The following is a 13,919-nucleotide window of genomic DNA, read 5'->3' on the forward strand; positions in this document are numbered from 1 at the left end:
CATGATCACCGAAGCCCGCCCGCCGCTGCTCAGGCGCCTACCGCCGGGCGTGTGGGTGGCGGCGCTCTGGACGGCCCTGGTGGTGTTCCGCTGCTTCACGCGTGAGGACGAGCTGAGCCACCTGTTCAGGTACTACGGCAACCCGGAGGACATGCCGCTGGTGGTCACCGCGGTGGTCACCACGTCGGTCGCGACCCTGCTGGTCCGGCTGCCGCTGGCGGCCGTCGCGGTGGCGCTCGGGGGCAGCGTCTTCGCGCTCGGGATGTGGGAGGTTCCGGAGACGACCGGGCTCCAGTTCCTGATTGCCGACGGGGTCGTCGGCTACTGCGCGGCCACCCGTTCCCGGCGCGTCTCGCTGAGCGCCCTGGCGCTGCCGCTCGCCACGCTCGCCGGGCTGATGCTCTGGGGTGCCGTCCACGACTACCCCGTCAACCCGCTCGCCTACGCGGGCTACGCCGCGACCGTGCTGATCGCCTGGCTGGTCGGCAACACCGTGCACCAGACCCGCGCCCACACCGAGGCGCTGCGCGGCCGGGCCTCCGAGCAGGCCATCACCGCCGAACGGCTGCGGATCGCCCGGGAGTTGCACGACATGGTCGCGCACAGCATCGGCATCATCGCGATCCAGGCCGGCATGGGCAGCCGGGTCATGGACACCCAGCCCGCCGAGGCCCGCAACGCGCTGGCCGCCATCGAGACCACCAGCCGGGAGACCCTGGCCGGCCTGCGCCGGATGCTCGGCGCGCTGCGGGCCGGCGAGCAGGAGTCCGCACCGCTCGAAGTCGCGCCGGGTCTCGCCGAGTTGGACCGGCTGGTGGAGAAGAGCGCGGGCGCCGGCGTCCGGGTCGCGGTGACCCGCGGCGGCGAGTCGCGAGCCCTGCCCGCCGACGTCGACCTCGCCGCGTTCCGGATCGTCCAGGAAGCGGTGACCAACGTGGTCAAGCACTCCGGCACCCGCGACTGCCACGTCACCGTCGACTACCGGCCGGACGAACTGGCCGTCACCGTCGTCGACCTGGGAGCCGCCCCGGCGACGCCCACCCCCGGCACCGGCTACGGCATCGCCGGCATGCGCGAGCGGGTCGCCCTGCTGCACGGCGAGTTCAGCGCCGGCCCGCGCCCCGAAGGCGGCTTCCTTGTCGCCGCCCGACTGCCGATCCCCGTGGAGGTGGGACCGTGATCCGCGTCGTTCTGGTGGACGACCAGCCGCTCATCCGCACCGGCCTGCGCGTGCTCATCGCCGACGCCCCGGACCTGGAGGTGGTCGGCGAGGCCGGCGACGGCGCCGAGGCCGTCGACCTGGTCGCCCGGCTGCGCCCCGAGGTCGCGGTGATGGACATCCGGATGCCCGGGACGGACGGCATCGAGGCCACCCGCCGGATCACCGCCGACCCGGACCTGCCCACCCACGTCCTCGTGCTCACCACCTTCGACGACGACGACTACGTGTACGGCGCCCTGCGGGCCGGCGCGAGCGGCTTCCTGGTCAAGGACCTCGCCCTGGAGACCATCCTGGACGGCATCCGGGTCGTCGCCGCCGGGGACGCGCTGATCGCCCCCGGCATCACCCGCCGTCTGATCGGCGAGTTCGCCGCCCGTCCGGACAACGGCGGGGGCAGCGGCGGGGCGGCCCGGCAGCCCCGGCGGGCCGTCACCGGGAGCGTCACCGAGCGCGAGCGCGAGGTGCTCACCCTGGTCGGCCGCGGTCTGTCCAACGCCGAGATCGCCGAGGAGCTCACCATCAGCGTGGCCACCGCCAAGGCCCACGTCGCCCGGCTCTTCACCAAGCTCGACGCCCGTGACCGGGTTCATCTGGTCATCCAGGCCTACGAGTTCGGGCTGGTCAGCCCCTGACGGCGGCCCCCGCGATAACGCCGAGCGCCGGGGCGGGCCCGCACGGCCCGCCCCGGCACCTCGACATGCCGGCGCCTCAACGCACCGCTGGCGTCAGTGGACGATCGCGTGCGAGATCTGGCAGCCGCTGACCGCGTTCGACCAGGTGCCCTGCATGGCGAACGACCCGGTCGCGAAGGTCACGTTCTGCGCGCCGCCGGTCCCGCCGGTGCCCTTCCAGGCGCACTTGTCGGCGTTCTCGTACCCGGTCGAGTCGGTCCAGCCGCCGGCCGGGTTCTGGTCGGTGACGGTCTCCGAGTACTCGTGGCCGTACACGATGGTCACGCCGTCCAGCGTGCCCGCACTGCCGCTGTTGACGTAGTTCTGGCCGCAGGAGGCGCCCATGTCCGTCACGTACGGGTCGTTGGTGAACGCCACGTCGCCGTACGGGGACGGGGCGGCGCCGCCGGTCAGCGTGGTGTCGCCGTTCCAGTCGTGCCAGGCGCAGAAGCCCCCGTTCGGGGTGTTGAAGCCGTCCGGGTGCGTGCCGGTGGGCGAGAGCACCACGTACTGGACGTTGCGGTTGGACGCGGCCGTGGTGTTGCCGAAGTGCCCGGCGGCCTTGACGGCCTCGGCGGCGAGCTGGTTGCCGGTGGCCTGGCCCGGGGCGGCGGCCGAGGAGTCCACCCAGACGCCGGCCAGCGCGCCGCCGGTCGGGTAGCCGACGTGCGCGGCGGTGGCCGGGCAGCTGGTCGCGCCCTTGGCGACGCCCTCGCAGTACTGCGTCATGACGCCGGACCAGGTCTCGTTGTCGGTCCCCAGCCCCTTGAACAGCTGCTGCGCGCGGACGGCGATGCCCTTCGGGTCGCCGGTGAGGGTGGTGTAGCCGTTGGCGTCGGTGCCCTGGGTGCCCCACTGGGTGCCCCAGAAGACCAGGTAGACCGCGGGGGCGCCGGTGGTGACGCCGATGCCGTCCACGGCGCCGCCGTACTTCAGGTTGCTGGTCCGTGCGGTGGCGGAGTTGCCGGCCTCCTTGGTCGGGTGGGCGCCGTGCCGGTACGGGTGGGAGTTCCCGGCGAACTCGCCGCCCGGCTGGTCGGCCTGGGCGACCGGAGCGGCGAAGCCGGTGACGGCGAGGGCCAGCGCGCTGAGCCCGGTCAAGGCCCGGACACGCATCCGGCGGGAGGTGGGGGAGATGCCCATCGTGAGGGTTCCTCTCTCGCGCCGGCCGCACCCGGGTGGGGACGCGGCGGCGCTGTGGGGGGACGAGCGGGGCGACGACGGCAGGCCGGAGCGGCGGACCGCCCGTCAGGGGCGGCCGGCGAAGAGGGGATGGGGGACCGGCGCACCGTCGACCGCCGGAAGCAAAGCAGAGCCGCCGAAACCGGGTCAACGAGGCTGAGAGTAAGACCAGCCCCAAGGGCGGCCCACGCGGAGGTATGGAACGTCAAAAGTCCCCAGCTGCCGAGCTGCTGACGCGCGTAGCTCAGCCGAATGTCAACAGTTGCGGGGATGTTCTACACCGTATGCCGCCGTGAGCCGCCTTCCGAGCTGCCGCCCGCCCTGCCCGCCGGTCGCCCGCCCTGCCGCCACCGCCCGCCCTACGGCCGCCCGACCTCGCCGATCCGCATGATCCGCCCGTGGGAGTCCAGCACCACGTCGTACGCGTTCCCGTGGCACCCGTACGGGGGCGCGGGGTCCCGCTCCGCCAGGCAGTCGTCGAGGTGGGCGACCAGTTCCGTCAGCGGGACCGCCCTGGCCGGCTCGTCGTGCGGGCGGTCGACCAGGGTCGCCGCCACGCCGGCCGCCGCGAAGCCGTAGTGGACGGGGGTGCCGGTGGGGGCGTAGCGGGCGGGGCCGCAGGTGAAGCGGGCCGGCTGGGCGGTGAGTGCGGCGGGGCCGGCGGCCACGACGACGAGGACCTCGTGGCCCGGGAGCTCCGTGGGTGCCGTGCAGCCGGGGGCCGGGCCGGACGGAGCCGGGAGAGAGGGGTCGGCGGTGGAGGGGTCGGCCGCGGACGGGTCGGCCGCGGGGGAGTAGGCCTCCTCGACGTCCTCCTCCTCGCCCAGGAGTTCGTCGTCCTCGTCCAGCAGGTCGTCCGCCGCCTCGCCGGCGACCGCCGCGGCGGAGGCGGCGGCCACCGTCGGGCGGGAGTCGGCGGGGGTGCAGCCGGTGAGCGCGGCTGCGGTGCCGCAGGCCAGCAGGGCGGCGGCGAGGAGGTTGCGGGGCACGGCCATGGCACCAGTCTCCCCGGGCGGCGGCGTCCGCCGGTACTCGGGCCGTACGAGGACGACCGGGAGCATGGGTTCCCTCCTCCGCCGGACGTGCGGATCCGGCGGAGGAGGGAAGTTCGTTGACGCCGGGTCAGGCCGCGACCGGCCGCGGTCCCTCGTAGGCCTCGCGCAGCCGGGCCTGCGCCTGCGCGCCCGCCTTCAGGTGGTCCAGTCCGAGCAGTGCCGCGCCCAGCACCGGCGGCGCGACGACGACCCGGGGTTCGGCCAGTGGTGCGGCCTGCGCGAGGCGGCCCTTCACGTTGTCGAGCAGCAGCGGCTGTTCGGAGGCCAGCACGCCGCCGCCGAGCACGACCGGGGTGGGGGAGTCCAGCAGGTCGAGCCGTCTCAGGGCGACCACGGCGAGCCGGACGATCTCGTCGGCCTGGCGGTCGATCAGTTCCAGGGCGACGGCGTCCCCGTCGCCCGCGACCGCGAACAGCACCCGGACGAGTTCGTGCAGCCGGTCGCTCGACAGCTGCCCGAGGTGGACGGCCTCGGCGACGGCGCCGGCGCTGGGCAGGCCGAAGTGGTCGGCGATCGCGCGGGCGAGGGCGGTCGGCCCGCCGCGGCCGTCCTCGGACCGTACGGCGTGCCACATGCTGGTGATGGCCAGGCCGCCGCCGCCGCCCCAGTCGCCGGTGAGCTCGCCGAGGGCGGGGAAGCGGGCGGTGCGGCCGTCCGGCAGCAGGCCGACGCAGTTGATCCCGGCGCCGCAGACGACCGCGACGCCGCGCGGGCCGTCGGTGCCCGCGCGCAGCAGGCCGAAGGTGTCGTTGACGACGGTGTTGGTGACGCCCCAGGGGTGGGCTTCGAGGGCGTCGTGCAGGGCCTGTTCCTCGACCGGCAGGTCGGCGTTGGCGAGGCAGGCGCTGACGTGGCCGGTGAGCACGCCGTTCCAGGTCGGGTGGCCGGCCTCGGCTGCGGCCTGCCGGACGAGCGGGGCGAGGCCGGCGACGGCCGCGGCGCCGCCGATCCGCTGGGGGGCGAAGCCGCCGCCGCGGGCGGTGCCGAGGACGCTGCCGTCGACGCCGATCAGGGCGACGTCGGTCTTGGAGTTCCCTGCGTCGATGGCGAGTACGCCGGGCAGGAGTGGTTCGGGCTGGTGGGTCATCGGGTCCCCGCGGCTCGTACGTGGCCCGGCCGGGAAGTCGTCGGCCGGGGGTGCCCGGCCGGGTGTGGGCGGCCGGGTGTGGGCGGTCTCCTCGCAGTGCCGGCCCGCGCTCTCCGTGCGGGACGCGGGCCGGTACCGCGGGCCGGGTCAGGCCCAGGCGAGGTGCTCGCGGTTGTGGGCGAGCAGTCGGTCCGTGAGCCGGTCGGCGAGTTCGATCTGGCCGACCAGCGGGTGGGCGAGCAGCGCGTCGAAGACCCGGTCGCGCCCGCCGTGCAGCGCGGCGTCCAGGGCGAGGTGCTCGTACGCGGTGACGGCGGCGACGAGGCCGGCGTACAGCGGCTCCAGCGGGCGCTGCGGCAGCGGGCGCACGCCGTGGGCGTCGACCTCGGCGGGCACCTCGATGACGGCGTCGTCCGGCAGGAAGGGCAGCACGCCGTCGTTGCGGGTGTTGACGACCTGCACGGAGGTCCCGCCGCCGGTCCCGAGCAGGGCGGCGATCAGCTGGACGGCGGCTTCCGAGTAGAAGGCGCCGCCGCGCTTGCCGAGCAGCTCGGGCTTGGTGTCCAGGGTCGGGTCGGCGTACAGCTCCAGCAGCTGCCGCTCGATCCCGGCGACCTGCGCGGCCCGCGAGCCCTGTTCCCTGAGCTCGGCGACCACCGCGTCGTGCTGGTAGAAGTACCGCAGGTAGTAGGACGGTACGACCCCGAGCCGCTCGATGACGGCCTGCGGCAGGTGCAGGTCCTCGGCGATCTCCTTGCCGAAGCCGCCGAGCAGCTCCGGCAGCACCTCCCGCCCGCCGGCCGCGCCCGGGGCGTCCAGCAGGGTCACCCCGCGCTCCCAGGTCAGGTGGTTGAGCCCGACGTGGTCGAGCCGCACCAGCTCCGGGTCCACCCCGAGGTGCGCGGCGAACCTGCGCTGGAAGCCGATGGCGACGTTGCAGAGCCCGACGGCCTTGTGGCCGGCGGTCTGCAGGGCCCGGGTGACGATGCCGACCGGGTTGGTGAAGTCGACGATCCAGGCGTCCGGGTTGGTCCGGCGCACCTGCTCGGCGATGTCCAGCACCACCGGGACGGTGCGCAGCGCCTTGGCGAGCCCGCCGGCGCCGGTGGTCTCCTGCCCGACGCAGCCGCACTCCAGCGGCCAGGTCTCGTCCTGGTTGCGCGCCGCCTGCCCGCCGACGCGCAGTTGCAGCAGGACGGCGTCGGCGTCCGCGACGCCCGCCGTCAGGTCCGTGGTCACCGTGACGGCTGCGGAGTGCCCCTGTCGGGCGAAGATCCGCCGGGCGAGGCCGCCGATCAGCTCCAGCCGTTCGGCGGCCGGGTCGATCAGCACCAGTTCGCCGATCGGCAGGGTGTCGCGCAGCCGTGCGAAGCCGTCGATCAGCTCCGGGGTGTACGTCGAACCCCCGCCGACGACGGCGAGTTTGAGCGCGGTGGTTCCGGACGTCTTCGGTGCGGACATCAGCCCTTGACCCCTGTCAGTGTCACGCCTTCGATGAAGGCCTTCTGAGCGAAGAAGAAGAGGACGATCACCGGTGCCATCACCAGCAGGGTGGCGGCCATGGTGAGGTTCCAGTTGGTGTGGTGGGCGGCCTTGAAGGACTCCAGCCCGTACGAGAGGGTCCAGGCCTCGCGGTTGTTGCTGGCGTAGATCTGCGGGCCGAAGTAGTCGTTCCAGCAGTAGAAGAACTGGAACAGCGCGACCGCGGCGATGGCCGGCTTGGCCATCGGCAGGACCACCCGCAGCAGGGTGCGCAGGTCGCCGCAGCCGTCGATCCGGGCGGCCTCGATGTACTCCCGGGGGATGGTCATCAGGAACTGGCGCAGCAGGAAGATGGAGAACGCGTCGCCGAAGGCCATCGGGATGATCAGCGGCCAGAGCGAGCCGCTCATGCCCATCTGCTTGGCCCAGAACAGGTACATCGGGATGACGGTGACCTGCGGCGGCAGCATCATCATCGCGATGACCGCCATCAGTGCGAGGTTGCGGCCCCGGAAGCGGAACTTGGCGAGCGCGTAGGCGACCGGCAGGCTGGAGACGACGGTCAGCAGCGTGCCCGCGCCGGCGTAGAGCAGGGTGTTGCGCCACCAGGTGAGGAAGCCGGGGGTGTTCCACACCTTGCCGTAGTTGCCCCACTCCCAGTGGGTGGGCCAGTAGTCGGTGGTGAGCGCCTGCTGGTCGTCCATCAGCGAGGTGAGCAGCACGAAGACGAAGGGCAGCAGGAAGAACAGCGCGGCGGCGATGGCCAGCGAGTGGACGGCCACCCAGTGGAGCAGGGCGCGGCGCCGGGCGGCCCGGGCCGCGGGGCTGCCGGGCCGGCCGGGGCGGGTGGGGCCGGCCGGGGCCGGCGCCTCGGTGAGCGTGTTGCCGAGAGTCATGATCAGGTCCTCACTGGCCCGTTAGTCGTCGCTCGCCAGGAAGCCGGACCGGCGGCGGAGCAGGATCGAGGTGACGGCCATCGAGATGGCGAACAGCACCAGGGCGACGACGCAGGCCGCGCCGTAGTTGAAGCGCTGGAAGCCCAGGTTGTAGACCATCTGCGGCAGGGTCCAGGTGGAGCCGCCCGGGTAGCCCGGTTCGAACTGCTGGCCGGAGTTGCCCGCGATGCCGCTGGCGACCTTCCCGGCGACGATCGCCTGGGTGTAGTACTGCATGGTCTGGATCACCCCGGTGACCACCGCGAACATGATGATCGGCGAGATGTTCGGCAGCGTGACGTACCGGAACCGCTGGAACGGGCTCGCGCCGTCCAGCTCGGCCGCCTCGTACTGCTCCCTGGGGACGTCGAGCAGCGAGGCCATGAAGATGACCATCAGGTCGCCGACGCCCCACATGGCGAGCAGGGTGAGCGCGGGCTTGGACCAGTCCGGGGACGCGAACCAGCCGGGCTGCGGCAGGCCGATCTCGCCGAGCAGGTGGTTGACCGGGCCGGTGCCGGGGTTGAACAGGAAGGCGAAGGCCACGGTCGCGGCCACCGGCGGGGCCAGGTACGGCAGGTAGAAGACGGTGCGGAAGAAGCCGGCGCCGGTCTTGACCCTGGTGATGAGCATCCCGATGCCGAGGCCGAAGGCGACCCGCAGGCTCACCATGACGACGACCAGCCACAGGGTGTTGCGCAGGCCCTGCCAGAAGGTCGGCAGCTGGCCGAGGACGTAGTCCCAGTTCTTGAGGCCGTTGAAGGTCGGCTGGCCGAAGCCGTTGTACTGGGTGAAGGAGAAGTAGGCGGTGGAGACCAGCGGGTAGACGAAGAAGACGCTGAACCCGATCAGCCAGGGGGAGAGGAAGGCGAGGGTGCGGGCCGCCTCCCGGCGGCGCTTCCGGCGCAGCAGGTGCTGCGTGGAGGGCGCCGCCGGGCCGGCCGGTCCGGCGCCGGCGTTGCCGCCGCTCTCCTTGCGGGTGCCGAACGCGAGTGACATGGGAGCTCCGTGGGCCGTTCGCGGGCGCTTACTTGGCCTGGGCGATGTCGGTGTCGATCTGCTTGGCGGTGGCCGCCAGACCGGCCTGCAGGTCGGTCTGCTTGCCGGACTCGTAGTCGTAGCCCAGGTTCTGCAGCGAGCTGATGTAGCCGCTGCCGTTGACGGCCGGCGGGGTGGTGCCGGAGTGGGCGTTCTTGGCGATGTCCAGGAAGGTCCTGACGTTGTCGTCGCTGACCAGCTTCGGCGAGTCGAGCGCCGCGAAGGTGCTGGGCACGTTGTGGATCGCGTTGGCGAAGCCGACGACCGCGTCGGTGTCGGTGGTCAGGTACTTGACGAGCTCCCAGGCCGCAGCCTGCTTCTTGCTGGTGCTGGCGATGCCGACGATGGTGCCGGTCTGGTAGCCGCGGCCGTAGGTGTCGGCCTGGTCGTCCGGCACCGGGAAGGCGGCGGTGCCCCACTCGAAGTCGGGCTTGTTCGCGGCGAGCGAGGCGGTGCGCCACTCGCCGTCCAGGGCCATCGCGACCTGGCCGGTGTGGAAGGGGTTCTTGGCGCTGAACTCCTCGCCGAAGGTCGCGCGGAACTTCTCCAGCTTGTCGTAGCCGCCGAGCTGGTCGACCAGGCCCTTCTGCCACTTGAGCATCGCGGCGACCTTCGGGTCGGTGGCGAGGTTCGACTTGCCGTCGGGGCCGAAGTAGGTGGGGCCGTACTGGCCGAGGTAGTGCTCGGTGGTGGACTCGTAGCCGTGGTACAGCGGCATGAAGCCGAGCTGCTTGTACGAGTCGCCGTCGGCCTTGGTCAGCAGGGCGGCGTCCGCGGCGAACTCGCTGAAGGTCTTGGGCGGGTGGGCGATGCCCGCCTCGGCGAAGGCCTTCTTGTTGTAGTACAGGCCGTACGCGTCGCCGAGCAACGGCAGCGAGCACTGGTTGCCCTGGAACTGGGTGTAGTCGAGCATCGCGGCCGGGAAGGTCTTGGCCGGGTCGATGCCGCTCTTCTGGAGCAGCGGCTTGAGGTCGACGAAGGCCTTGGTCGAGCAGAACATGCCGACGTTGTTGGTGGTGAAGGAGGAGACCACGTCCGGTGCGTCGTCGCCGCCGGCCCGCAGGGCCTGGTTGACCTTGTCGTCCGGGATGTTGCCCACGGCCTTGACGTGGATGTTGGGGTGGGCCTTCTCGAAGGCGGCGATGTTGTCGTCGATCGCCTTGGTCTCGTTGTCCTGGCTCCAGCCGTGCCAGAAGGTGATGGTGACGTCCTTGCCGCTGGCCGAGTCGTCGTTGCCGCCCGAGTCGCTGGAACCGGTGCAGGCGGTGGCGAGCAGGGCCAGGACGGCGCTGCCGGCGACGGCGGCGATCGTGCGGCGGCCTCTGCGGGAGGTGGTGGCGTGCACTGGGAGGTCCTCCTGGAAGTGCGCGGGCGGGCTTCGTCGCCTCGGGTCCCGCGTTCGGGGGTCGGGGAGAGGTGGGTGCGGGGGAGCGTCGGTGGGCGGGAGCGTCAGTGGGTGGAGAAGACCGCCTCGCGGGCGTCCGACAGGGCACGTTGCAGGGCGCCGAGCAGGACGGGGGAGCCGGGCAGGGCGCTGCTCCTCACCTCCGGCCGGGCGATGGAGAGTCTGGCCAGTTCGTCCTCGACGAGCGCGCGCAGGCGTTCGCCGCCGGCGCTCGGCACCGCGCCGGAGAGGACCACCAGCTGAGGGTCGACGACCGAGACGATCACGGTCAGTCCGACGGCGAGCCGCCCGGCCAGCGCGGCGAGGAAGGCGTCGCCGGCGCCCGGGGTGGCCAGGGCCCTGGCCACCGACTCCTCGGCGGTGGGCGCGCCGAGCCCGTGCTCGCGGGCCAGGGCCCGGACGGCGGGCGCGCCGACCAGGGCCTGGAACCCGCCGAACTTGCGGCGGCGGGAGTCCCACTCGACCGGGGAGTCGGGCACCGGCATGTAGCCGACCTCCCCGGCGCCGCCGGTGAAGCCGCGGTGCAGCCGCCCGGCGATCACGATCGCGGCGCCGACGCCCGCCTCGGCCCAGAGCAGGACGAAGTCCTCGAAGCCGGCCGCCGCACCGGAGGCCTGCTCGGCGACGGCGGCCAGGTTCACGTCGTTCTCGATCGACACCGGCGCGCCGATCGCCTCGGACAGTTCCTCGACCAGCCGCGGCGAGTGCCACCCGGGCAGGTGGGAGGCGTAGCGCAGCTTGCCGGTGACCGGGTCGGGGGCGCCGCCGACGCCGATCGCGACGGTGCGCAGGCTGCCCTCGGCGAGCCCGGCGGCCCGGACCGCCTCGGCGACGGCGGAGGCGACCCTGGCGACGGTCTCGGCGGCCGGCACGCCCTTGGTGCCGACGGCGTGCTCGGCCAGCGTGGTGCCGGTGATGTCGGCGACCGCGACCCGGATCCCGGTGTTGGTGACGTCCAGGCCGGCGACGTACCCGGCGGCCGGATTCACCTGGTAGAGCTGGGCGTTGGGCCCCGGCCCGCCCGCCGTGGTGCCGACCGGCACGACCAGCCCGGCCGCCTCCAGCCGGGCCAGCAGCTGGGAGGCGGTGGGCTTGGAGAGCCCGGTCAGCGTGCCGATCCGGGTGCGGGAGAGCGGGCCGTTCTCCAGCAGGAGTTCGAGGGCGGCGCGGTCGTTGATGGCCCGCAGGAGGCTCGGGGTGCCGGCGAGGGGGGCCTTGGCGGTGCTCTTGGTCATGCCCGGAATCCTCCTCTTTCGGCTGGTCGGGGTTGCCGCCGGGGGACGTCGGGGTGGCTCTCGGGCGGCGTCCGTGGGGACGGGTGCGAGCTTCGGGCGAACTGTTAGGAAACTTTCCAGTCGCTTGGGAAGGACCGTAAGGGCCGCGTCAGCGGGGTGTCAATGGTCGGTGGAACGGAGGATGCCGAAGCGTTACCGGCAGCAGGGAGCCCCGCCCCCACGGTGCCGGGGCGGGGCTCTCGTCCCCTCTGCGGGGAGCCGTCTCCGCTACAGGGCCTACAGGGCCTACGGGGCCTACGGGGCCGGCTCCGGCTTCGGCACCGGGATCGGCTCGGCGGCCTTGAACCCGGCCGAGTTCGGGTCGGCGAACGCGGACGGCGCCACCTGCTCGATCGCGGGGGCCTGCGCCGGCGCGATCACCGCGGCGGCCACGGCGGCCGCCGCCGCGGCCGCGGCCGTCGGGGCCTCCTCCTTGACCTTGATCCCGGCCCCGTCGAAGGCCGTCTTGAGCCGCTGGCGCAGCGCCCGGGAGACCACCGCCGCCTTGCCGGGTGCGGTCCGGGCCTCGACCCGCAGCATCAGGGAGTCCGCCGCCACCGACTCCACGCCCAGGATCGACACCGGCGCCCAGACCAGCTCGTCGTACGGCGTCTCCTTGGCCAGCTCCTCGGCGGACTGCCGGATCAGGTCCTCGACCCGCAGCAGGTCCTCCTTGTACGCGACCTGGACGTCCACCGAGGCCGTCGACCAGCCCTGGCTCATGTTGGCGATCCGCTTCACCTCGCCGTTGCGGATGTACCAGATCTCGCCGTTCGCGCCGCGCAGCTTGGTCACCCGCAGGCCGACCTCCAGCACCGTGCCGGTGGCCACCCCGGTGTCGATCTCGTCGCCGACGCCGTACTGGTCCTCCATGATCATGAAGACCCCGGAGAGGAAGTCCGTGACCAGGTTGCGGGCGCCGAAACCGATCGCCACACCGGCCACACCGGCGCTCGCCAGCAGCGGCGCCAGGTTCACCCCCAGCGCGGAGAGCACCATCAGGGCCGCCGTGCCCAGGATCGTGAAGGAGGCCACGCTGCGCAGCACCGAGCCGATCGCCTCCGAGCGCTGCTGGCGCCGCTCCGGGTTCACCACCCCGGTGTTGGCCAGCAGCCCGCCCAGCCGGCTCTCCTCCTGGTGCTCGGGGCTGCGCGCCATCCGCCCTATCAGCTGGGTGATCAGCTTGCGCACCACGGCCCGCAGCACCATCGCCAGCACCACGATGAAGACGATCCGCAGGCCCGAGGCCAGCCAGCTCTGCCAGTGCGTGTCGAACCAGCCGGCGGCCTGCTTGGTGGTGTCCGACACCTCCTGCGCGCTGGTCGGGATCCGCAGGTCCAGGTTCGGCAGCTGCGCGGTGGGGCTGGGGGTCGGCGTCGGGACGGAGGGCGTCGGGGACGCGTCGGACAGACCGGTGGCGCCGGAGCTGAACACGTGCGGACCTTCCTTGCTGGGTGCGTGGCGGGCCCGCACCGCCGGCAAGCGGCCCGCGGACCGTCGCCTTAGCCTATCCGCCGCCGAACACGCCGAACGCCGTCGGCCGCCTCGCGCGAAGCCTCCCGAGGGCGTACGGAAGGGCCCGGACGCCCCGTCAACACCCCGGTGCGCTCCCCCCGCACCCCGCCCCGAAAGCCGCCGTGACCCGGCCGGACACTGCTCCGACCGGCCGATCCGTCCCCCGGGAGGGCCACCGGCCGGGCCCGGGCGGCACCCGGGTGCAAGTCGACCTTCCCCGGGCATACCGGTTATGACAGAGACCACACCCTAAGTTCACGGCAGGTCCGTTACACAGGAGTGGTGGCGCCGTACAAAGGCGTAAGGCGACACTGGGGGAGATCGCGCACTCGTTGTGCGATCCAACCGCTCGTCCCGGCGCGAGCCACGCGCCGCAGGCGTCCAAGGAGGCATCCGTGCCGCATGTCCTGGTCCTCAACGCGTCCTACGAGCCACTCGGCGTCGTATCGATGCGCCGCGCACTCATCCTGGTCCTCAACCACAAGGCGGTCAGCCTGGAGGACACGGGAGTCACTCTGCACAGCGCCACCAGCGCCCTTCCGGCGCCGTCCGTCGTCCGTCTGACCCGCTTCGTCCGGGTCCCGTTCTGCGGGCCCGTCCCGCTCACCCGCCGGGCGCTGTTCGCCCGCGACCACGGCCGCTGCGTCTACTGCGGGGCCGCCGCCACCAGCGTCGACCACGTGATCCCGCGCAGCCGGGGCGGCCAGCACCGGTGGGACAACGTGGTGGCAGCCTGCCGCCGCTGCAACCACACCAAGGCCGACCGTCACCTCACCGAACTCGGGTGGCGGATGAAGCGCCCACCCGCACCGCCCAGCGGACTCGCCTGGCGGATCATCGGCACCGGCATCAAGGACCCGCGCTGGCGCCCCTACCTGGAACCCTACGGCGGCGGCGACCAGCTGCGCGCCCCGCAGTGGGGCGAGTACGAGCACCACGACCATACCGAGCCCAACCACTCGGTACCGATCGGCCGGGCGCACGGCGCCCACCCCGCCCCCGTCCGCCGCGGCGAACAGCCCGAACCGCTCTCCGCCTGACCCCAGCGACACA

At 73.0% G+C, this 13,919-nt stretch carries 12 protein-coding genes; 3 read left to right on the top strand and 9 right to left on the bottom strand.

The annotated features are described in order from the left end of the window. Nucleotide 1: 1 nt before the first annotated feature. Complete coding sequence (locus ACIGG8_RS27935; protein ID WP_396551568.1) at nucleotides 2-1,180, top strand: sensor histidine kinase; 1,179 nt, start codon at nucleotides 2-4, stop codon at nucleotides 1,178-1,180. Further along, complete coding sequence (locus ACIGG8_RS27940) at nucleotides 1,177-1,854, top strand: response regulator (RefSeq protein WP_396551569.1); 678 nt, start codon at nucleotides 1,177-1,179, stop codon at nucleotides 1,852-1,854. The genes ACIGG8_RS27935 and ACIGG8_RS27940 overlap by 4 nt, the downstream gene beginning before the upstream one ends. Before the next feature lie 93 nt (nucleotides 1,855-1,947). Here the strand turns inward: ACIGG8_RS27940 and ACIGG8_RS27945 are convergent, their stop codons facing one another. The 9 genes from ACIGG8_RS27945 to ACIGG8_RS27985 all read right to left on the bottom strand — a co-directional run bounded on the left by ACIGG8_RS27945 (nucleotide 1,948) and on the right by ACIGG8_RS27985 (nucleotide 12,785). Continuing rightward, nucleotides 1,948-3,036: a hypothetical protein gene (locus ACIGG8_RS27945; protein ID WP_396551570.1), complete on the bottom strand. Its 1,089-nt coding sequence runs from the start codon at nucleotides 3,034-3,036 to the stop codon at nucleotides 1,948-1,950. Between the two features lie 398 nt (nucleotides 3,037-3,434). Further along, nucleotides 3,435-4,136 carry a hypothetical protein gene (locus ACIGG8_RS27950; RefSeq protein ID WP_396551571.1) on the bottom strand — a complete coding sequence of 234 codons (702 nt, stop codon included), beginning with the start codon at nucleotides 4,134-4,136 and terminating at the stop codon, nucleotides 3,435-3,437. Nucleotides 4,137-4,197: 61 nt separating this feature from the next. Next, the gene (locus ACIGG8_RS27955) at nucleotides 4,198-5,217 is read right to left on the bottom strand and encodes an N-acetylglucosamine kinase (protein WP_396551572.1); all 1,020 of its coding nucleotides are present in this window, start codon (nucleotides 5,215-5,217) and stop codon (nucleotides 4,198-4,200) included. A gap of 147 nt (nucleotides 5,218-5,364) precedes the next feature. Further along, nucleotides 5,365-6,678, bottom strand: a complete 1,314-nt coding sequence (locus ACIGG8_RS27960) for a 6-phospho-beta-glucosidase (protein WP_396551573.1) — start codon at nucleotides 6,676-6,678, stop codon at nucleotides 5,365-5,367. After that, a complete protein-coding gene (locus tag ACIGG8_RS27965; RefSeq protein WP_350521438.1) occupies nucleotides 6,678-7,595 on the bottom strand; it encodes a carbohydrate ABC transporter permease in 918 nt (305 codons plus the stop codon). The genes ACIGG8_RS27960 and ACIGG8_RS27965 overlap by 1 nt, the downstream gene beginning before the upstream one ends. Nucleotides 7,596-7,616: 21 nt before the next feature. Then, the gene (locus tag ACIGG8_RS27970; protein ID WP_396551574.1) at nucleotides 7,617-8,633 is read right to left on the bottom strand and encodes a carbohydrate ABC transporter permease; all 1,017 of its coding nucleotides are present in this window, start codon (nucleotides 8,631-8,633) and stop codon (nucleotides 7,617-7,619) included. 28 nt (nucleotides 8,634-8,661) lie between these two features. Next, nucleotides 8,662-10,017, bottom strand: a complete 1,356-nt coding sequence (locus tag ACIGG8_RS27975) for an ABC transporter substrate-binding protein (RefSeq protein WP_396551575.1) — start codon at nucleotides 10,015-10,017, stop codon at nucleotides 8,662-8,664. Between the two features lie 104 nt (nucleotides 10,018-10,121). Continuing rightward, complete coding sequence (locus ACIGG8_RS27980; RefSeq protein WP_396551576.1) at nucleotides 10,122-11,312, bottom strand: ROK family protein; 1,191 nt, start codon at nucleotides 11,310-11,312, stop codon at nucleotides 10,122-10,124. Between the two features lie 294 nt (nucleotides 11,313-11,606). Further along, a complete protein-coding gene (locus ACIGG8_RS27985; RefSeq protein ID WP_396551577.1) occupies nucleotides 11,607-12,785 on the bottom strand; it encodes a mechanosensitive ion channel family protein in 1,179 nt (392 codons plus the stop codon). Between the two features lie 476 nt (nucleotides 12,786-13,261). Between ACIGG8_RS27985 and ACIGG8_RS27990 the strand changes: the two genes are divergently transcribed. Then, complete coding sequence (locus ACIGG8_RS27990) at nucleotides 13,262-13,906, top strand: HNH endonuclease (RefSeq protein ID WP_396551578.1); 645 nt, start codon at nucleotides 13,262-13,264, stop codon at nucleotides 13,904-13,906. Nucleotides 13,907-13,919: the final 13 nt, after the last annotated feature.

Source organism: Kitasatospora sp. NPDC085464 (genome assembly GCF_044541955.1).
Classification (GTDB): Bacteria; Actinomycetota; Actinomycetes; order Streptomycetales; family Streptomycetaceae; genus Kitasatospora.